At 59.8% G+C, this 18,898-nt stretch carries 20 protein-coding genes; 13 read left to right on the forward strand and 7 right to left on the reverse strand.

The annotated features are described in order from the left end of the window. The first annotated feature begins 112 nt into the window (after positions 1 to 112). The 9 genes from HB376_RS02640 to HB376_RS02680 all read left to right on the forward strand — a co-directional run bounded on the left by HB376_RS02640 (position 113) and on the right by HB376_RS02680 (position 8,059). Positions 113 to 1,021, forward strand: coding sequence for a DMT family transporter (locus HB376_RS02640; RefSeq protein ID WP_213761842.1), 909 nt, complete (start codon positions 113 to 115; stop codon positions 1,019 to 1,021). Between the two features lie 273 nt (positions 1,022 to 1,294). Then, on the forward strand, positions 1,295 to 1,882 hold the full coding sequence (locus tag HB376_RS02645) for a TIGR00645 family protein (protein ID WP_213761843.1): 588 nt from the start codon (positions 1,295 to 1,297) through the stop codon (positions 1,880 to 1,882). 91 nt (positions 1,883 to 1,973) lie between these two features. Further along, the gene (locus tag HB376_RS02650; protein ID WP_213761844.1) at positions 1,974 to 3,497 is read left to right on the forward strand and encodes a fumarate hydratase; all 1,524 of its coding nucleotides are present in this window, start codon (positions 1,974 to 1,976) and stop codon (positions 3,495 to 3,497) included. Positions 3,498 to 3,714: 217 nt separating this feature from the next. Continuing rightward, positions 3,715 to 4,191 (forward strand): bacterioferritin, encoded by a 477-nt coding sequence (gene bfr, locus HB376_RS02655; RefSeq protein ID WP_031359074.1) that lies wholly within the window; start codon positions 3,715 to 3,717, stop codon positions 4,189 to 4,191. A 13-nt stretch (positions 4,192 to 4,204) separates the two neighbouring features. Then, the gene (murI, locus tag HB376_RS02660; protein ID WP_213761845.1) at positions 4,205 to 5,107 is read left to right on the forward strand and encodes a glutamate racemase; all 903 of its coding nucleotides are present in this window, start codon (positions 4,205 to 4,207) and stop codon (positions 5,105 to 5,107) included. 267 nt (positions 5,108 to 5,374) lie between these two features. Next, a complete protein-coding gene (locus tag HB376_RS02665; RefSeq protein ID WP_213761846.1) occupies positions 5,375 to 5,614 on the forward strand; it encodes a (2Fe-2S)-binding protein in 240 nt (79 codons plus the stop codon). A 348-nt stretch (positions 5,615 to 5,962) separates the two neighbouring features. Continuing rightward, positions 5,963 to 6,739: an energy transducer TonB gene (locus tag HB376_RS02670; protein ID WP_213761847.1), complete on the forward strand. Its 777-nt coding sequence runs from the start codon at positions 5,963 to 5,965 to the stop codon at positions 6,737 to 6,739. An 81-nt stretch (positions 6,740 to 6,820) separates the two neighbouring features. Further along, positions 6,821 to 7,621 carry a MotA/TolQ/ExbB proton channel family protein gene (locus HB376_RS02675; RefSeq protein WP_213761848.1) on the forward strand — a complete coding sequence of 267 codons (801 nt, stop codon included), beginning with the start codon at positions 6,821 to 6,823 and terminating at the stop codon, positions 7,619 to 7,621. Positions 7,622 to 7,633: 12 nt separating this feature from the next. Continuing rightward, the gene (locus HB376_RS02680) at positions 7,634 to 8,059 is read left to right on the forward strand and encodes a biopolymer transporter ExbD (protein WP_213761849.1); all 426 of its coding nucleotides are present in this window, start codon (positions 7,634 to 7,636) and stop codon (positions 8,057 to 8,059) included. Between the two features lie 374 nt (positions 8,060 to 8,433). Here the strand turns inward: HB376_RS02680 and HB376_RS02685 are convergent, their stop codons facing one another. Beyond that, positions 8,434 to 9,396 carry a LysR family transcriptional regulator gene (locus HB376_RS02685; RefSeq protein ID WP_213761850.1) on the reverse strand — a complete coding sequence of 321 codons (963 nt, stop codon included), beginning with the start codon at positions 9,394 to 9,396 and terminating at the stop codon, positions 8,434 to 8,436. 171 nt (positions 9,397 to 9,567) lie between these two features. On the opposite strand from HB376_RS02685, the gene HB376_RS02690 reads away from it, so the two are divergent. From HB376_RS02690 to HB376_RS02705, 4 genes are all read left to right on the forward strand, one after another. Further along, positions 9,568 to 10,440 carry a pirin family protein gene (locus tag HB376_RS02690; RefSeq protein ID WP_213761851.1) on the forward strand — a complete coding sequence of 291 codons (873 nt, stop codon included), beginning with the start codon at positions 9,568 to 9,570 and terminating at the stop codon, positions 10,438 to 10,440. Between the two features lie 166 nt (positions 10,441 to 10,606). Next, on the forward strand, positions 10,607 to 11,017 hold the full coding sequence (locus HB376_RS02695; RefSeq protein ID WP_213761852.1) for an OsmC family protein: 411 nt from the start codon (positions 10,607 to 10,609) through the stop codon (positions 11,015 to 11,017). Between the two features lie 56 nt (positions 11,018 to 11,073). Further along, entirely contained in the window at positions 11,074 to 11,568 is a 495-nt protein-coding gene (locus HB376_RS02700; protein ID WP_213761853.1) for an SRPBCC family protein, read from the forward strand. Between the two features lie 140 nt (positions 11,569 to 11,708). Beyond that, positions 11,709 to 11,984: a hemin uptake protein HemP gene (locus HB376_RS02705; RefSeq protein ID WP_213761854.1), complete on the forward strand. Its 276-nt coding sequence runs from the start codon at positions 11,709 to 11,711 to the stop codon at positions 11,982 to 11,984. A gap of 303 nt (positions 11,985 to 12,287) precedes the next feature. Here HB376_RS02705 and HB376_RS02710 read toward each other — a convergent pair whose 3' ends face one another. The 6 genes from HB376_RS02710 to uvrB form a co-directional block, all read right to left on the reverse strand. Next, positions 12,288 to 12,701, reverse strand: coding sequence for a heme-binding protein (locus tag HB376_RS02710; protein ID WP_089158875.1), 414 nt, complete (start codon positions 12,699 to 12,701; stop codon positions 12,288 to 12,290). An 88-nt stretch (positions 12,702 to 12,789) separates the two neighbouring features. Next, entirely contained in the window at positions 12,790 to 14,196 is a 1,407-nt protein-coding gene (locus tag HB376_RS02715; protein WP_213761855.1) for a 4Fe-4S binding protein, read from the reverse strand. Next, entirely contained in the window at positions 14,193 to 15,038 is an 846-nt protein-coding gene (locus HB376_RS02720; RefSeq protein WP_213761856.1) for an FTR1 family protein, read from the reverse strand. Before HB376_RS02720 ends, HB376_RS02715 begins: the two co-directional genes overlap by 4 nt. 81 nt (positions 15,039 to 15,119) lie before the next feature. Next, the gene (locus HB376_RS02725; protein ID WP_213761907.1) at positions 15,120 to 15,467 is read right to left on the reverse strand and encodes a cupredoxin domain-containing protein; all 348 of its coding nucleotides are present in this window, start codon (positions 15,465 to 15,467) and stop codon (positions 15,120 to 15,122) included. An 86-nt stretch (positions 15,468 to 15,553) separates the two neighbouring features. Beyond that, entirely contained in the window at positions 15,554 to 16,102 is a 549-nt protein-coding gene (locus tag HB376_RS02730; protein WP_213761857.1) for an iron transporter, read from the reverse strand. A 318-nt stretch (positions 16,103 to 16,420) separates the two neighbouring features. Beyond that, positions 16,421 to 18,514, reverse strand: coding sequence for an excinuclease ABC subunit UvrB (uvrB, locus tag HB376_RS02735; RefSeq protein ID WP_213761858.1), 2,094 nt, complete (start codon positions 18,512 to 18,514; stop codon positions 16,421 to 16,423). Positions 18,515 to 18,898 lie beyond the last annotated feature (384 nt).

The following is an 18,898-nucleotide window of genomic DNA, read 5'->3' on the forward strand; positions in this document are numbered from 1 at the left end:
ATCAATACAATGATGCGCTTTGCGCTCACGTGCTGCTTACTTCCGTCCCGCGTTGCGCGCGGTCCATGACGCGCCACGCCATGTTAACTGAACTCGCCGTCCGGATTCCAGCTTGAATCGTTACGCGCTCTATCTCATCGCAGCCATGCTGCTGGCGGGCAGCAATGTCGGCGTCGGCAAGTCGGTGGTCGCTTTCATTCCGGTCCCGCTGTTCGCGCTGCTGCGCTTTGTCATTGCGATGGCGGTGCTCTGGCCGTTGTTGCGTCCCGCGAAGATCCGGCTGGTCAAGCGCGACGAGTGGGCCAACCTGATCCAGCAGGCGTTCTTCGGCACCTTCATGTTCACGCTGCTGATGCTCAACGGCGTGCAGCGCACGAGCGTCGTCGCGGCCGGCGTGATCACCAGTACGATTCCAGCAGTGGTCGCCTTGTTCTCGTGGTTCTTCCTGAAAGAACGCCCGAACGGGCGTGCGTTGATTTCCATTGCGCTTGCCATTGTCGGCGTGGTCGTGATCAACGTCGCGCAAGGAACGGGCGGCCACGGATCGGGCAGCGGACCGCAGGATAGCTCGGTACTTGGCAACCTGATGGTGCTCGGCGCGGTGTGTTGCGAGTCGTTCTACGTGATCCTGTCGCGACGCCTGACGCAGACGCTTCCCGCCATCGATATCTGCGCCTACACGCATTTCTTCGGCTTCCTGCTGATGCTGCCGTTCGGGTTTTCCGCGCTCGTCAGCTTCAATTACAGCAGCGTCAGCCTGAGTGTCTGGAGCCTCGTGCTTTGGTACGGGTTATCGGCGAGCATCTTCTCGTTCTGGCTGTGGATGAAAGGCATCCGGCACGTCGATGGCAGTCTCGCCGGCGTATTTTCCGGCCTCTTGCCGATCGCGGCGGCGCTCTACGGCATCGTGTTTCTCGGCGAGCGTCCGACTATCGCGCACGGAATCGCACTGGCGTGCGTGGTCACCGGGATCGTCCTGGCCAGCACGAAGGCGAAAACGGCGCCGCCGATGATTTCTTGACCGGGGACGGCTTCCAGACGGGTTCTGCACGAATTTCGCACGCGCGGGGAACCGCCGGTGAGCAGGTTTTGGGGCCGGTTGTGCGTGCGGACTTCCTCAGGGTTGACCCGCAACCCGGCGCCGCCGTCGCGCTACAATGACGGGCTTTCTCAAAAAAATGCGCGCGAAATCCGGTTTCGCCCTATTAGTTTCGCCGGTTTCGCCTTATTTCGCGCTCGCCACGACCCAAGCAGTTACTCGATTCAATCAACCTTCCACGACCCGGCACCGCTCATGTCCGCATCCTCGAACATCCCCGGCACCCGTCCTCCCCGCCGTCCCATGAAACCCCTTCCAGCCGTCATCTTCATGAGCCGCTGGCTCCAGGTGCCGCTGTATCTCGGCCTGATCGTGGCGCAGGGCGTCTACGTCGTCCTGTTCCTGAAGGAAGTCTGGCATCTCGTCACTCACATGACGACGCTCGATGAAACCAACATCATGCTGGTCGTCCTCGGCCTGATCGACGTGGTGATGATCTCCAACCTGCTGATCATGGTGATCGTGGGGGGCTACGAGACCTTCGTGTCACGACTCGGCGTGGAAGGCCACCCCGACCAGCCGGAATGGCTCGATCACGTGAACGCCGGCGTGCTGAAGGTGAAGCTGTCCATGGCGCTGATCAGCATTTCGTCCATCCATCTGCTGAAAACCTTCATCAACCCGGACCAGTACTCCGAACACGCGGTGATGTGGCAGGTGATCATTCATGTGGCGTTCCTCGCGTCGGCGCTGATCATGGCGTGGGTCGACCGGCTGACCACGCACACGCATCCGGAGCATTTTCACGAACCTTCCGGCACGCCCGCGAAGGCGCACGAGTAAGATTAGACGAGCAGCAAAAATACACGCATGAGCGCTTCGTAAAGCGCCGCAAACAGTCCCGATAACGTCCCGTTCCCCACACGTTCAAGCCATGACCATCATCAAGCAGGAAGACCTGATCCAGAGCATTGCGGATTCGTTGCAGCACATCAGCTATTACCATCCGCTCGACTACATCCAGGCGCTCGGCCGCGCATACGAACTCGAAGAGAGTCCGGCCGCGAAAGACGCCATCGCGCAGATCCTGACGAACAGCCGCATGTGCGCGGAAGGTCATCGGCCGATCTGCCAGGACACCGGCATCGTCACAGTGTTCGTGAAAGTGGGCATGGACGTGCGGTGGGACGGTGCAACCATGGGCGTCACCGACATGATCAACGAAGGCGTGCGCCGCGGTTACCTGAATCCGGACAACGTGCTGCGCGCATCCATCGTGAGCCCGCCTGAAGGCGCGCGCAAGAACACGAAGGACAACACGCCGGCGGTGATCCATTACGAGATCGTCCCCGGCGATAAAGTCGATGTCCAGATCGCGGCCAAAGGCGGCGGCTCGGAGAACAAGACGAAGTTCGCGATGCTGAACCCATCGGATTCCATCGTCGACTGGGTGCTGAAAACCGTGCCGCTGATGGGCGCCGGCTGGTGCCCGCCCGGCATGCTTGGAATCGGCATCGGCGGGACGGCGGAGAAAGCGATGGTCATGGCGAAGGAATCGCTGATGGACGCCATCGATATCCAGGATGTCATCGCACGCGGACCGCGGGACTGGATCGAAGAGTTACGCGTGGAGTTGCACGAGAAGGTCAACGCGCTCGGCATTGGCGCGCAGGGTCTGGGCGGCCTCGCCACCGTGCTTGACGTAAAGATCATGGCGGCGCCCACGCACGCGGCATCGAAGCCGATCGCGATCATCCCCAACTGCGCAGCCACGCGTCATGCGCATTTCACGCTCGACGGCTCGGGCGTGGCGAAACTCGACGTGCCTTCGCTCGACGCATGGCCGAAGGTCGAATGGGTCGCGAACACGGAGACGAGCCAGCGCGTGGACCTCAACACGTTGACGAAGGAACAGGTCGCGGCATGGAAGCCCGGCCAGACGCTGCTGCTGTCGGGCAAGATGCTGACGGGACGGGACGCGGCGCACAAACGTATTGCCGACATGCTCGCCAAGGGCGAAAAGCTCCCTGTCGATTTCACGAATCGCGTGATTTATTACGTTGGCCCGGTTGATCCGGTCCGCGAGGAAGTCGTTGGCCCGGCAGGTCCCACCACGGCCACGCGCATGGACAAGTTCACCGACATGATGTTGTCGCAGACCGGCCTGATCTCGATGATCGGCAAGGCAGAGCGCGGCCCGGGTGCCATCGAGGCGATCAAGAAGCACAAGGCCGCCTACATGATGGCGGTGGGCGGCGCGGCGTATCTGGTATCGAAGGCGATTCGCGGCGCGGAGGTCATCGCGTTCGAAGACCTGGGCATGGAAGCCATTTACGAATTCGACGTTCAGGATATGCCGGTCACCGTTGCTGTTGATTCGACCGGGACCTCCGTCCATCAGACGGGACCGAAGGAATGGCAAGCAAAGATCGGCAAGATTCCGGTCGCAACGGTTTAAACTACCGTCTTAGCAATACGAGCTAAAAAGAGCCGGGCCATGCGCCCGGCTCTTTCATTTTCGGGCTGTTGCGCAGAGAACTGTTTTCATTCTCATTCCACTGCGCGGAAATAAGAAATCTCCGCCAAATAGCGGGGAAAACACCATTTTTCATCTTGGCTTTTTAAACATGAGCGGTTATGTTTGAAAAGCTGAAACGCCCACACAAGGAACTAACATGCAAGGCGATATCAAAGCCCTCGAATACCTCAACCAGCAGCTTAAAAACGAGCTGACTGCGATCAACCAGTATTTCCTGCATGCACGCATGTACAAGCACTGGGGGCTGGAGAAGCTTGGCAAGCACGAGTACGACGAGTCGATCGGCGAGATGAAGCACGCCGACTGGCTGATCCAGCGCATTTTCATGCTCGACGGCCTGCCGAACCTGCAGGACCTGCACAAGCTGCTGATCGGTGAAGAAACCGAAGAAATCCTGAAGTGTGACTTGAAGCTCGAACAGATTTCGCAGAGCACCTGCAAGGAAGCTATCGCGTATTGCGAATCGGTTCGCGATTTCATCTCGCGTGAAATCTTTGTGAAGATTCTCGACGATACGGAAGAACACATCGACTGGCTGGAAACGCAGATCGATCTCGTCGCGAAGGTCGGCATCCAGAACTATCAGCAAACCATGATGGGCGAGAGCGAGTAAGCTACTGGCCACAATGCCCTTCGACGCCTTTCGTTCAGCGCTTAGCTCCGCTGTCAGTTCCTCTCCCGAGTCGCCCGGTTCGAGCGCGCCCGTCGCTATTTTCGATTCGGGCCTCGGCGGGTTGTCCGTGTTGCGCGCTGTGCGCGCCGCCTTGCCGGACGAACGGCTGATCTATGTGGCAGATTCGCTGTACGCGCCGTACGGTGAACGCGATGACGACTTTATCGCCGACCGGACGCTCGCGATCGGGGAATGGCTCGTATCGCAGGGCGCGAAGACGCTGGTGGTCGCGTGCAACACGGCGACCGCGCAGTCGATCGCTCAAACCCGCGAACGCCTGGCCGTTCCCGTGATCGGCGTGGAGCCGGGTATCAAGCCCGCGGCGCTCACGTCGCAAACGCGCGTGGTGGGCGTACTGGCAACAGCCGTCACGCTGCGCAGCGCGCGCTTTCAAGCGCTGGCTGAACGCCATACCGGTGATTGCGAGTTCATCCTGCAGCCGGGGCACGGCCTCGTGCAGGCGGTGGAACGTTGCGACACGAACTCACCTGAACTCGTTGCGCTGCTGCGAAGCTATGTGCAACCCATGCTCGACGCCAACGCCGACACGCTGGTGCTCGGCTGCACGCACTACCCCTTTCTCGATGAAGCCATCCGCTCCATTGCCGGTAACCGGCTGACGTTGATCGATACGAGTGTCGCAATAGCACGGCAACTCGAACGGCAACTGGATTCGTTTGGTCTGCGCGCGGCGCCAGCCCAGGCTCAGGCCATCGAATTGCCGCGTTTTTACTCGACCAATGACGGCCAGGCGCTGCGACAACTCGCAGCGTCGCTGCTCGGACTGGATGTGGCCGTCGAACACGTCGTGATCCCTTCGCGGCGGACGCTGGCACTGGAATCCGATCCGGTCTGAGACCGCGCGTCCGAGCCGTTCCAGACGGTCCCGAGCCGCACTTATCCCCCTCCAAGCCTCAAAAAAACCGCTTTAGCAGCTAAAAAGTCCCTTCCAGACACGCGGTTTCAGTTTTTTACATAAGCATGGCGCCTTGTGCGACAAGCCTCTGCGCCCCGTCCCTTTTTCCCGCCCGCCGCACACCGAAAAAAACCGTTCACCCCTATTGCCAACCTTCGCATGAGGAATGATAATAATTCGCATTAACGTTAGCTATCGCGGTTAATCATGATCGTCTGTGTGTGCAAGTCAGTGTCGGACAGAAAGATTCGCGCCTCTATTGCAGATGGCGTCGCTACCTTCGACGAACTGCAATTTGAACTGGGTGTCGCCATGTGCTGCGGCAAATGCGAAGAAACCGTGCGCGACGTGATGTTGCAAAGCGGTTGTGCATCGCATTGCGGCACGCACCACGGCGATCAGCATCAGGCGGTACCGCTGACGTTCTACGAACGTAAAGCCGCGTAAGCACGCTCCAGGTTAACGGAGATTTGTCCGGTGCATCACCACGAATGCCGGCGTGTTACCGCAACGACTACGCAACAACTTCGGCGCGTGGTTTTCAAGCCGATCGTCACGCGTCACTAGCCTTGCCAGGTGTAAAAACGCAGTCCCCGCTTCTCCGCCCGCAAGCCAGGTCACATTGAGCCAGCCCGCCAACCCCCGTCCAAGGAGGGAATGATGGAATTGCTGATCGGTTTCGTGACCACGGTGTTTATTTCTCTGCTCATCTTTCGAAAATGAAGTCCTCCAGTCTCACATGCTGCATGGGCTTTCGCTGTTCGTACGGCATCGCCGCCGTACAACCACGCTGATATGCCGTCGCCCCTGATCTCGCCCGGCAATTCGGCTGCGGCGCTTAACGTTCACCCCTCCCGTTCGATCGAATCCTCAGGCCTCAATCCGCGCGTGATTGCCGCGAGTGTCGCTGTGGTGGCGATTCACGTGGGCCTGCTGGCTATCGTGCTCACCCTGCGTAATGAGCCGCCCCCGCGTCCGATCGAATCGAAGACAATCACTGCCGAACTGATCAGTCCCGCGCCGCCGCAACCGGTTGCAGCGCCCGTGGCAATTCAGTCGACGCCCGTTCCTCCGCCACCAAAACCGGTTCCACCGAAGCCGCTACCGAAGCCCAAGCCCGTCGTTCAGCCGCGCGTGAAGGCCGCACCAACGCCGTTGCCGGAAACCACGGCGCCCTCGCCTGTGGCGGCAGCCGCGCCTGAGCCGGCTCCCGCTCCGCCTTCGCCGCCGGTTGCGGCAGCGCCGGCCGCCGCGGCGCCGGCTATCGGGCGTCCGACCATGGCGCTCAACGCGCCGAAGGACGTCGCGCATCTCGAATGCAACATCGCGATGCCGGACTATCCGGCGTTGTCGCGGCGTCGCGGGGAATCGGGGACGGCGCTGGTGAAGTTCGTCGTCGGGCTGACGGGGAAGATCGAGAACATCGAACTGAAGAAGAGCAGCGGTTCGTCTCGGCTGGATGACGCCGCGCTCGATGCCATGCGCTCAAGCGCATGCAAGCCCTATAAGGAAAACGGCGTGGCGATCCGCGCCGCCTATTCCCAGCCGTTCGTATTTGGCTTGAACGACTAGCGTCACAGTCGGATCGATCCAACGAACGCTGAATAACACTAAAAAATTCGACCTAATTTCTAGATATCTACAGGAACTGCAATGCAAAACTACGGCTTGGCGCATGTCTGGGCGCAAGGGGATTTCGTCACGCGGGGTATCGCGCTCGCGCTGGCGATCATGTCGATCCTGTCGTGGACAGTGATTCTGGTGAAGGGCCTGAACGTGGTGCGCCTGAAGCGCCTCACGAAAAATGCGGAACAGGCGTTCTGGCATTCGGACGATTTCGCCGACGGCATCAACAAGCTGAGCAGCCATTCCTCGAACGCGCAGGACAATCCGTTCCTCGCGCTTGCCCTCTCCGGTCAGGACGCCGCTGACCACCATCATCAGACGCAACCGCATCTGCACGACCGCATGGACGTGTCGGACTGGGTCACACGCTGCCTGAAGGACACCATGGATGAAGGCGTCGGACGAATGCAGGCGGGTCTCGCCGTGCTTGCATCGATCGGCAGCACGGCGCCGTTCGTCGGATTGTTCGGCACGGTGTGGGGCATTTATCACGCGCTGCTGACCATTGGCGCGACCGGTCAGACGTCCATCGACCAAGTCGCGGGACCGGTCGGCGAGTCGCTGATCATGACGGCGTTCGGCCTGTTCGTCGCCATTCCGGCGGTGCTCGGCTACAACGCGTTGACCCGCTGGAACAAGGCTATTGTCACGAAGCTGAACCGTTTCGCGCACGGCCTGCACGCGTTCTTCGTGACGGGCACCAAGCTCGCGTCCAGCAAGCGTGGAGACGGCCTGCGCCTGGCCACGCAGCACGCTGCGAGCGCCGCGATGGTGAGCGCTGCCGGATCCACTGCGGGATCCAGGCAGCCTGCGTCGCGTGTGAGCTAAGGGGACGTCGCCATGGCCATGAGCCCCTTCTCCAGTGACGAGGACGACGGCATGATGAGCGAGATCAACATGACTCCGCTTGTCGACGTCATGTTGGTTCTCCTTATCATCTTTCTCGTCACGATTCCCGCGATCAACCATGCGGTGAAAATCGACTTGCCGAAGGCGAGCAGCCAGCCGCAGGACACGAAGCCGGCGCACGTGGACGTTGCCGTCGAAGCGGACGGAACGGTGCTCTGGAACGACCAGAAGGTCGACGATGCCGCGCTGCAGTCGCGCATAGCCGACGCATCGAAACAGACGCCGCAGCCGGAATTGCGCCTGCGTGCGGACCGCAAGGTGCCGTATGAGCGTGTCGCCGATGTGATGTCGGCCGCGCAAGGCGGCGGGTTATCGAAGATCGGGTTTGTCACCGAGCCGAAGGCGGGTGGGAAGTAGCGTGGCATGATTTGCGCATGTGATTTCAGCGCGCACGTGGTTTCGTGGCCCCGCAAGGTAAAAGGCCTTCATCGCAATGATGAAGGCCTTTTTTTGTGTGCGCGCCGGCACATTCGGGCTAGCGGTTACTTTGGCGTCGAGACATTCGAATCCGCAGTATCGCCACATGCGACAGCCGTGCTCGACACGGACAGCGCTATTAGCCCTATCAGGCCTACTATAAAAGTGGCCGTGAGTTTTCGCATAAGCAGCTCCTTAGCGAAGAGATTTCAATATAGCGCCCGAGCACAGCACCTACAAGCCGGCGGCGATTGAATCTGACCATCGCAAGCGCACGCTTCAATGTCAGAAACTTAAACATACGGCGCGATTAGTCACACTGTTTCGCGAGCGGGCTCCGGCTGGAGAGGACATTCTCCCGGGAAGCGATTGCTGTCATTGATCGACTCGACAAGAAAATCGACGAATGCGCGAATTGCCGGCACCATGCCCTGCCGCGATAAAAACACCGCATAGAGCTGCGGCGCCGGAAAAGTCCAGCCGGGCATCACCGGCGACATCTGGCCGGTACGCAGCGCCGCGCCGTACATCATCTCCGGCAACGCCGCGATACCCACGCCACGCAGCACCGCTTCGCGGATCATGCCGAGGTCCGCTGTCACAAGGCGCGGTTCATGCTCGAATTCGTGACGCGTACCGTCGGGAGCGATCAGGCGAAAGACGTGACGGCCATCGGTGGCCGGGACATCGATGGTATCGAACTGCGCCAGTTCCGACGGCGTGAGCGGCGGCGCGTTCGGCTTGAGCAGCGAGGGTGCCGCCACCAGCATTTGTTCCGTGCGCCAGAGCGGGCGCGCAACGATTGTCGAATTGATGGGTGGTTCCGAGCGCACGCGCAATGCGACGTCGATAGCGTCTTCGAACAAATCGATCACGCGATTCGTCACGCTCAGGACGACGCGAACCTCGGGGTATCGATGCAGGAACTCAGGCATCACCTCCGACAAGAACGTCTGCGCGATCGTCACCGGCACGCTGACCCGCACACTGCCGCGCGGCGAATCGCGCAAGCTATGCACGATATCGACAGCGGCCTGGGCTTCGGACAGCATCGCCTTGCAATGCTGGTAGAAGAGCTGGCCGGCCTCGGTCAGTGCGAGTTTTCGCGTGGACCGCTGCATCAAACGCACACCGAGCGACGTCTCAAGCTCCGACACACGCCGTGACAAACGCGACTTGGAGATACCCAGCACCCGCTCCGCCGCCGAGAAACCGCCGTGCTCGACAACGTACGAAAAATACATCAGATCATTGAGGTCATGCGAATCAGGTTTCATGCGGTCAGGTTTTTCGTTGGGGTTTTCGTTGTTCCACAGGCGGGACAATCCATTGCGGTTTGATGGCTTTTTCCGCGAAATACCGTCCATATAATAGCGCTATGTTTTAAATTTGGCGCTAATGCCCCACCCGTTGCAATGGCCACGCTGGCCTGCCCAAGCGAGGACAAAATGGAAACCACACGCAGTATCGAACGCACGATTGCCGCGCTCCGCACGGTGGAGGGCGGCGGTTTTGTCGTACATCGCCCGTTCCCGACGCGGCTTCTGATGGACTTCGACCCGTTCCTGCTCCTCGATGAAATGGGCCCCGTCGACTACGCGCCCGGCGAGGCGAAAGGCGCGCCCGATCATCCGCATCGCGGCTTTGAAACCGTGACATACGTGCTCGAGGGCCAGTTCGGCCACAAGGATTCGGCGGGGCATTCCGGCACGCTGCGTCAGGGCGACGTGCAATGGATGACGGCTGGCGCGGGCGTGGTGCACAGCGAAATGCCCGATCCCGAATTCACGCGCACCGGCGGCCGCGTGCACGGCTTGCAGCTTTGGGTGAACCTGCCCAGGCGCGACAAGATGATCCCGCCGCATTATCAGGAAATCGCGTCCGAACGGATTCCGGTCGCGACCAGCGATGACGGCCGCGTACGCGTGAAGGTCATCGCGGGTGAAGCGCTTGGCGTCAAGGCGGCGATCGAAACGCGTACGCCCATTCTTTACCAGCATTTTTCGTTGCAACCGGGCGCGTCGGTCGTGCATCCGGTGCCACGGGACTTTCGTGTGTTCGGTTATGCGTTGTCGGGTAACGGTCTGTACGGCGAGGCGAAGCAAGCCGTGCGGGCGCAGCAGATGATCGTGTTCGCGAACGATGGCGATACGGTCACGTTCGCCGCCGGCGACGAGCCGCTCGAATTGCTGCTGATCGGCGGCGTGCCGTTAAAGGAGCCCGTGGTCCGTTACGGCCCGTTCGTGATGAACACGGAGGACGAGATCCGCCAGGCCGTGGTCGATTACCAGGAAGGACGCATGGGGTCGATCAACCACTAGACAGGTTCGCCGCCGTTGAGCGGTCATCGACATCAGACCGTGCTTGTTTCACCGGCGCGGCACGAATGACACTATTTGCGTCACAATAGTCGTTCGTGCCGCGCCGTTTTATCGTCTGCTTTTATTCCCCGCGCTGTCTGTCCATCCGCTAATTCTGGAGTACCGCATGTCCGAAAAGTTTGTGACGCCGTCCGTCAGCGCCCACATCGGTGCAACGGATTTTCAGGTTTCGTTGAGCGACGGCCAGCATGACTGGATCGCCGACGAACCATCAACACACGGTGGCGCAGATACCGGCCCGACTCCCCACAGCTTGTTACTGTCGAGCCTGGGCGCGTGTACGTCGATCACGCTGAAGATGTACACGAAGCACAAGGCATGGCCGCTTGAAGCGGTGCACGTGACGCTGACCATGGATATCACGCCCGAGGGCACGGTGATCAACCGCCAGATCCTCCTGACCGGCGAACTCGATAACACCCAGCGGGAACGGCTCTTGCAAATTGCAAATGCGTGTCCCGTGCACAAGATTCTCAGCGGCGCGATCATGATTCATTCGGGCCTTACGCCGGCATAAGACGCATAAGCGTCGCGTTTTGCGGACCAACTGAACAACCCAAGGAAACTGTCGTTTTGAATTTCGAACACCTCATCCAGATCAACGACCCGCTCAATCCATTCGTGGAATCGATGACCCGCGAACAGGTCTGGCAAGGACTCGTGCTGCGCGCGGAACAGCCGCAATTATTCGTGATCGGCCTGGATCGCTGCGTGATCCTGTCGCGCATTGGCGACGTACTCGAACGCGAACTGCATTACGGTCAGGCCGTCGTGCGTGACCGCGTGACGCTGATCCCCCAAACCAGTGTTCGCTACGACATCCTGCCGACCGCCGAATACGTGGGCGGCTCGCTGACCATGGCAATCGAGCAACCGGACGAACTCCAGTTGTTCCTGCGTTTCACCTACGCCACCACCCTGCCCGTAGCCGATGATCCACAGGCAAGCGCCGACGCGCTTCAAACGCAGGAGATCGTGAAGTCGGCGTATCGGGAAGCGGATATCGACACCGTCCGGCTGATCCGGCAATTCGCTCACGGCAGCAATCTCGAAGGCCCGCTGCACTAAGCCACTAAGGCACCGCGACGTTCCGATAGCCAGACAGTCAATGACTATCGAAACGTGTAATCGATGAATACTTCGTTGTTGTAAATAGGAATGGTTATCATTAAGATTACTCCATCGACTCAACGAACGGACTTTTCGACATGACCGACCTCCTGCGCTCCAATACGCTTCGGCTACGTCGCCCCGTCGAACGCTCTGCGGCCGCAGCTATCTCGCGGCCCCGGACGGCCGCTGTAACGACGGCGCGTCCTACACAGTCGAGTGTGTCGGAGAGCGGTGAACGTTCCGAGCGTTCCGAGCGTTCTCTACGCAGCGACACGTTGCTGCAAGGTCATAGCCACATCAGCATCATGCATAACGGTGAGACGTATCAGTTGCGCGCAACGCGCCTGGGCAAGCTGATTCTCACCAAATAGCACGCAGGACAGAATTGCAGTACCGGGTATTGTGGGGACCACCTCTTCGAGAGGTGTTTGGCACTAGCCAGCAATGACGGCTTGCACGCGAGACTTTAGACCCCTTCGTGCAAACACCAGCCAGTCGTCGATAGCCAGCGAAGCCGCTTTTTTTGGTTCCCAATCGTGTGCTTTGAACAGCACCATCAGCTAAGCAAAAAGCACGTTTTCTCGCGAAAACGTGCTTTTTTAACTTTGAAGTTTAGGCCGACTGGTTTCGATCGGCATGACGCAAAGCCCGCTTTGGGCAGATCTTCGGGAAGCTTAAACGCTCTCGATCCCCAACGCCGCGATGCCCGCTCGCGCCACCGCCGCGTCCTGGTCCGACTTCACGCCAGACACGCCCACCGCGCCGACAATATCCGCACCCACCACGATCGGTACGCCGCCTTCCAGCATGGCAGTCATCGGTGCGCTCAAGAACGCCGTACGGCCCTGCTTGATCATGTCTTCGTACACTTTCGTTTCGCGCCGGCCGAGCGCAGCGGTGCGCGCCTTGCCCGCCGACATCTCGGCCGTGCTTGCGCCTGCGCCCTCCAGCCTGTGCAGGTGAAGCAGATGACCGCCGTCATCGACGACAGCAATCGCTACGCACCACTTGTTCGCCAAAGCATGCGCTTCAGCCGCGGCCGCGATGGTTTTTACGTCCGCGTCGGTCAATACCGGTTTTGTTCTCATTTCGTCACCTGTTGTTGGAGGATAGTCGTTGCGTTGATAAAGGGATTGGCCCCGCGAGCGGCTCGCGATTGGGTCGATACCCGCAACGTTACCGCGAAAAGCCCCAGAACATCAGGTACCACGCGCTATCGGCGACAGCGAGCGCGGCGATGAACCATAGCATCGCGACACTTTGCGTGACAAAACGCCCGAGCGCATACCGGCCGATGACGCGCCAGGCAAGCCACGCGCTCCACAGGTTCGCGACACCGAGCAAGCCCAGGCGCACATCGGCCACCCACCAAAGCGGCAAGTGTTCAGCGCGCAGCAATGACACCGTAGTCGCCGATAAACCCAGGAACACGCCGCATCCCGCCACCGGAATCAGCGCCTGCGTCAGGTGATGCAGGCGCGTGAAACTGAAACGCCCGAGCATGCGCGTGCCGGCGGCCAGCAAGGCCAGAAGCGCCGTGCCATACACGAGCCCCGTGACCACGATATAACCCACGACCATCCCGCCGTCGAGCCACGAGAAGACATCGTTTTGTTCGGGATAATGCGTGAAGAGGAACCAGGGCGCGTTTGTATCGAGCGGCCAGAGAATGTTGCGATCGATCAGCCACGACGCAAAGATCTGCTTCAGGTCGACGAACCACGTGCTCACGGTCCAGTGGAACGCACCAATAGCAATGCCCAGCAGGCCGTACAGGATCAGCGCGGTGTCCCACGGATTAGCTTGTTTATCGCCGAGTTGCACGACTTCGGCCGAGGGCGAACGCCACTCCAGCGAAATAGCGTCCCGATGGCCGCTGCAACGCCCACACATATGGCAATCCGACGCGCCCTTCATGGCGCGTAGCGGCACGAGCGGCGCGCAGTTGACGGGGATCACGCGATGCCCGTGCTCGCCCTCTTTATACGAGCGCCGCCACGCGTCCTCGTTGACCTTGTAGTGGAATGGTGCGAGCCGTGCCAGAAGCGAAAATACCCCGTTCACGGGGCAGAGATACTTGCACCACACGCGTTTCTCGCGCCCATACAACACACCAACAATCATTGCGCCGACCGTCGAGCCGCCGAGCACGAGCAACACGGCTTTCGGATACTGATAAACGCTGACCATCTGGCCATAGATGGTGGTGATGCCGAATGCCACGAACGGCCAGCCGCCCCAGCGCAACCAGCGCGGGATTGCCCAGCCGCGGCCGAACTTGCTCGCAAACTCGGTCAGTGCGCCTTCGGGACACAGCACGCCGCACCACACGCGGCCGAGCATCACCATGGAAAGCAGGACGAACGGCCACCAGATACCCCAGAACACAAACTGCGCGGCAAGCGTCAGGTTGCTCCAGAGATGCGCGGTACCGTCCGGCAACGGCAAGACGGCTGGAACCAGAATCAGGAATGCATACACGGCAACCACAACCCATTGAATGCCGCGGATCATGCTGCCGTGTTGTTGCATCCATTGGCCGGCTTGCTGCAGCCGGCCGGGCCGATTCATCACGTCGCTCATGCCACCCTTCTCGCCGATTTTTGCGCCATCCGGTTTTTTGATCGGCGCAGCAGCAGGAAGATCACGGCCCAGTACACCGCGTACGCAATCAGGTTCATGCCGGCCGGATGCGCGCGATAACCCGTGAGCGTGGCGACCAGCGAACCAAAGGTGCTGGAGTCATCGAGCAGCCAGGACGTGTCCCACACCTGATTCATGACGACGGGCAGGATTTCCTTGTCGATGAGTTTATCGACACCCGTTTCAAACAAGCCCGCCGCTAGAAACAACAGCATGATTTCCGTCACGCGGAAAAAGAGCCGCCACGAGAAAATCTTGCCGCCAAGCTGGAGCAGATAAAACGTCAGGAACGCCAGAGCCAGCCCCATTGCGACCGCCAGATACTGCGTGGGATCGACGTGCCCCGATTGGCCGAAGCCGAGGCCGTAAAGGAAAATCACCGTCTCGCTGCCTTCACGCGCAATGGCAAGCGCGACCAGCAAGGTGACACCCCACCAATTCGCGTCCTGCTTGCTCTTTTCCAGCGACGCTTCCATGTCGCGCTTCATTGACCGGCCGTGATGCTTCATCCACAGCACCATCTGCACGATCAGCACGCACGCGACCAGAACCATGCCGGTCTGGAAATAATCCTGCGCGTCGCCGGACAACTCTTCCGTGAACCCGACCAGCGCTGCGCCCAGCGCTATGGCGGCCAGCAACCCGGCGGCCACGCCGGCCCACAAATACGGAATGCCGCGACGCGCGTCGGCGTCGCCATTTTTCAGCCATGCGTACAGGATGCCGACGACCAGCAGCGCCTCGACACTCTCCCGCCACACGATGAAAAGAACCTGACCCATCACTTATCCCCCGCTCTTGCAGGCCAACGTGGTTTGCGCGTGACGCCGAACGGACAGCGCGCGAACCGGCCCGGCGTGACCTTACTTCGCGACGATGACACCCTGCGCCGATTGATGAAAATCGTCGAAGAACTTGTATTCGCCCTTATCCAGCGGCGCGATCACAACGAACGAATCGGCGCCCGGCGCGAGCACTTTTTCCTTGCGCAACTGGATGCTTTCGAATTCCGCCGCACCCTTGCCAATGTTGTGCACTTCGATCTTGATGCGCTGCCCCGCCGGCACTTCAATGCGCGCGGGATTCAGCTTGCCGTCGTTCATTTCCAGCTTGAAGGTCGGCAGGTCGGCGGCTTGCGCTGCGGCGGCACTGGCGAACCATCCAGCCGCCAAGGCTAGCGAGGCGGCGACCAACTTGTATTTGCGTTGCATGCATGCTTCCTGGCTGCGACGCCCGGTTCGACGTTTCATGCTACTTCACGTCATGCCGGACGACTGGCTCGACTACTCTCGACTACTCAATACCCGCCCTTCTTGCCGATACCGGCGAACGGGAAATCGTATTCGATCGTGTAGGGCTTGAACCACGGACCCACGCCGGTTTCCTTGTCGACGTGACGGCCGAACGCCATATGGCCGGTTTGCATCGGCGCTGCGATGTTGAGTTTCAGGTGGTATTTGCCCGGGCCGAAGAGCTTCACGTTGTCGCCGTAATGCGGACCGTCGTTGGCGACCATGGCCATCATGTCGCCCTTGATGGTTTGCGTCGTGCCGACCTTGGTCAACTCGTACGTCACTTGCAGGTAAGGCATCCAGTCGCCTTCCGCAAAGCCGTTCGGATTGTTCTTTACGGCGTGGATGTCGGCTTCGAGGTGCACATCCGAATCCGAGGCCTTGCGCATCATGCCTTCCGGCTCCATGGTGATCGGCTGCAAGTAGACCGCGCCAACTTCCATTCCATTCTCGATATGTTGCTTGCCGATCGGATATTCGGCAGCCGATGCCGACACCATTGCCGCAAGTGCGACAGCGGCCACCGAGCCGCGTACAAAAGTTGAAACCTGCATCCTTCACTCCTTCTTGTTATTGATCGAACCGATGCCGCGCGTACGCTCGACCCGACCCGGTCAGCTCACTGATCAATTCGGCGCCGATGATAGGAAATCGCAATGAGAACGTAACCGACAACCGTTAATACGAACCATTCTCAATGGGTGAGGAGTTTAGCACTGATCGGAGGACGGAACAATTTGATGAAAATCAACAAGCCTTGTACTTGTTGGGTTTTTGAGATGGTGGAGACATTTTTGTAGTGAAATTTCGGGCAAAAAAAACGCGGCGAACCCGCTCGGATTGCCGCGTTCCCTGCCCTGAAACCCTTACGTTTAGCTGATGCCCGTAATGTGGTCGCCCACATTGGCGCCAAACACGCGCTGCCTCAGAAGTGACAGTTGGTCGCGGGTCTGCGCGGCTTTTTCGAATTCGAGGTTTTTCGCGTGATCCATCATCTGCTTTTCGAGCCGCTTGATTTCCTTCGATATCTGCTTCTCCGACATGTCCTCGAACTTCGCGCGGGTCTGGGCTTCCTTCAGTTCGGCGCGGGCATCGTCGGCGTTATAGACCCCGTCGATGATGTCCTTGATCCGCTTGGTCACGCCACGCGGCGTGATACCCATCGCGAGATTGTGCGCAATCTGCTTCGTGCGGCGCCGTTCAGTCTCGCCGATCGCACGTTTCATCGAATCCGTGACTTTATCGCCGTAGAGAATCGCCTTGCCGTTCACGTTGCGGGCAGCCCGGCCGATCGTCTGGATCAGCGAACGTTCCGCGCGCAGAAACCCTTCCTTGTCGGCGTCAAGGATCGCGACCAGCGACACTTCCGGGATATCCAGCCCTTCTCGCAACAAGTTGATCCCGACCAGCACGTCGAACGTGCCGAGACGCAGATCGCGGATGATTTCCACGCGCTCGACCGTGTCAATGTCGCTATGCAGGTAGCGCACTTTCACGCCGTGATCCGCGAGAAACTCGGTCAGCTGTTCGGCCATGCGCTTGGTCAGCACCGTCACCAGCACACGCTCATGCACCTTGACGCGCGCGTTGATCTCCCCGAGCACGTCGTCCACTTGCGAGCGCGCCGGACGCACTTCAATATCGGGGTCGACTAGGCCGGTCGGCCGCACAAGCTGCTCGGCCACCTGCCCCGCCGTGCGATTTTCGTAATCGGCCGGCGTGGCCGAAACGAAGATCGCCTGGCGCATCTTGCGTTCGAATTCGTTGAACTTGAGCGGCCGGTTGTCGAGCGCCGACGGCATCCGGAAACCGTAATCGACGAGATTCTCCTTGCGCGCCCGGTCGCCGTTATACATGCCGTTCAACTGACCGATCAGCACATGCGACTCGTCGAGCAGCATGAGCGCGTCGGGCGGTAAATAATCGACGAGCGTTGGCGGCGGCTCACCCGGCGCCGCGCCGGAAAAGTGCCGCGAATAATTCTCGATGCCTTTGCAAAAACCCAGTTCCTGCAGCATTTCCAGATCGAAGCGCGTGCGCTGTTCGAGCCGTTGTGCCTCTACCAGCTTGCCGTCCTTATGGAAGAACTCGAGCCGTTCGCGCAACTCCAGCTTGATCGTCTCGATGGCGCGCATGACCGTGTCGCGCGGCGTCACATAGTGCGACGACGGATAAACGGTGAAACGCGGAATCTTGTTGCGCACGCGGCCGGTGAGCGGATCGAAGAGTTGCATCGACTCAATTTCGTCGTCGAACAGCTCTACGCGCACCGCCATTTCGGCGTGCTCCGCCGGGAAAATGTCGATGGTGTCGCCCCGCACGCGAAACGTCCCGCGCGAAAAATCGGCTTCGTTGCGGCTGTACTGCATCGCGATCAGGCGCGCGATGATGTCCCGCTGCCCCATTTTGTCGCCAGTGCGCAGCGTCAGAATCATCTTGTGATATTCCGACGGATTGCCGATACCGTAGATTGCCGAAACTGTCGCCACGATCACCACATCGCGACGCTCGAGCAGGCTTTTGGTCGCCGAGAGCCGCATTTGCTCGATGTGCTCGTTGATCGAGGAATCCTTCTCGATAAACAGATCGCGTTGCGGAACGTACGCTTCCGGCTGGTAATAATCGTAGTAAGAAACGAAGTATTCAACGGCATTGCGAGGGAAAAACTCGCGAAACTCCGCGTAAAGCTGCGCGGCGAGCGTCTTGTTCGGTGCGAACACAATGGCCGGCCGGCCCATGCGCGCAATCACGTTCGCCATGGTGAACGTCTTGCCGGAGCCCGTTACACCGAGGAGTGTCTGGAACGACAGGCCGTCCTCAATCCCTTCCACGAGCGTTGCGATCGCCGTCGGCTGGTCGCCCGCCGGCGGATACGGTTGGTACAGCTGGAACGGAGACCCTTCGAACCTCACGAATTTGGATTCGTCGAGGGTTTCGGCGGTTTCGAGTAGCGGGGTATCGGACATGAGGATGAAGTGCCTTGGCCGAGAGCAAACACCCATTCTAGCGGTTCGCGCTGGAGCGGGTCTGGACGGCGGATCAGGATTGTCGGAACAGGTTTCAGGCGAGTTGCGCCAACTTTCGCGCAATACCCGATGTTTCCAAGATGGGGCGGTACCACGAAATCGCAAGTGATTGTTTTGGTTAGTGAAAGCTTGAGGGCAATATTCCGGCACGCGGCGGCCCGTCATCCTGATTTTCGAAAAAACCCGGGAAATGCCCGGAAAAAAATAGCTAAATCCCGCGTTTCTTCCATTTCACTAGGCCGAAAAGCGGCGGCCGATTCGTTACAATGCCGAACTGGGGTTTTCATCGATGGGACGGAGTTTTGTTGGCTCCTGTTGGCTCCC

This window comes from Caballeronia sp. dw_19, assembly GCF_018449515.1.
Classification (GTDB): Bacteria; Pseudomonadota; Gammaproteobacteria; order Burkholderiales; family Burkholderiaceae; genus Caballeronia.

Excerpts from the sequence above, each read along its gene's own strand:
- HB376_RS02710 (WP_089158875.1), bottom strand. The coding sequence starts at position 12,701 with ATGAGAACAAAACCGGTATTGACCGACGCGGACGTAAAAACCATCGCG.
- uvrB (WP_213761858.1), bottom strand. The coding sequence starts at position 18,514 with ATGTCCGATACCCCGCTACTCGAAACCGCCGAAACCCTCGACGAATCC.
- HB376_RS02725 (WP_213761907.1), bottom strand. The coding sequence starts at position 15,467 with ATGCAACGCAAATACAAGTTGGTCGCCGCCTCGCTAGCCTTGGCGGCT.
- HB376_RS02680 (WP_213761849.1), top strand. The coding sequence starts at position 7,634 with ATGGCCATGAGCCCCTTCTCCAGTGACGAGGACGACGGCATGATGAGC.
- HB376_RS02705 (WP_213761854.1), top strand. The coding sequence starts at position 11,709 with ATGACCGACCTCCTGCGCTCCAATACGCTTCGGCTACGTCGCCCCGTC.
- HB376_RS02675 (WP_213761848.1), top strand. The coding sequence starts at position 6,821 with ATGCAAAACTACGGCTTGGCGCATGTCTGGGCGCAAGGGGATTTCGTC.
- HB376_RS02715 (WP_213761855.1), bottom strand. The coding sequence starts at position 14,196 with ATGAGCGACGTGATGAATCGGCCCGGCCGGCTGCAGCAAGCCGGCCAA.
- HB376_RS02665 (WP_213761846.1), top strand. The coding sequence starts at position 5,375 with ATGATCGTCTGTGTGTGCAAGTCAGTGTCGGACAGAAAGATTCGCGCC.
- HB376_RS02650 (WP_213761844.1), top strand. The coding sequence starts at position 1,974 with ATGACCATCATCAAGCAGGAAGACCTGATCCAGAGCATTGCGGATTCG.
- HB376_RS02695 (WP_213761852.1), top strand. The coding sequence starts at position 10,607 with ATGTCCGAAAAGTTTGTGACGCCGTCCGTCAGCGCCCACATCGGTGCA.
- HB376_RS02645 (WP_213761843.1), top strand. The coding sequence starts at position 1,295 with ATGTCCGCATCCTCGAACATCCCCGGCACCCGTCCTCCCCGCCGTCCC.
- HB376_RS02670 (WP_213761847.1), top strand. The coding sequence starts at position 5,963 with ATGCCGTCGCCCCTGATCTCGCCCGGCAATTCGGCTGCGGCGCTTAAC.
- HB376_RS02730 (WP_213761857.1), bottom strand. The coding sequence starts at position 16,102 with ATGCAGGTTTCAACTTTTGTACGCGGCTCGGTGGCCGCTGTCGCACTT.
- murI (WP_213761845.1), top strand. The coding sequence starts at position 4,205 with ATGCCCTTCGACGCCTTTCGTTCAGCGCTTAGCTCCGCTGTCAGTTCC.
- HB376_RS02685 (WP_213761850.1), bottom strand. The coding sequence starts at position 9,396 with ATGAAACCTGATTCGCATGACCTCAATGATCTGATGTATTTTTCGTAC.
- bfr (WP_031359074.1), top strand. The coding sequence starts at position 3,715 with ATGCAAGGCGATATCAAAGCCCTCGAATACCTCAACCAGCAGCTTAAA.
- HB376_RS02690 (WP_213761851.1), top strand. The coding sequence starts at position 9,568 with ATGGAAACCACACGCAGTATCGAACGCACGATTGCCGCGCTCCGCACG.
- HB376_RS02720 (WP_213761856.1), bottom strand. The coding sequence starts at position 15,038 with ATGGGTCAGGTTCTTTTCATCGTGTGGCGGGAGAGTGTCGAGGCGCTG.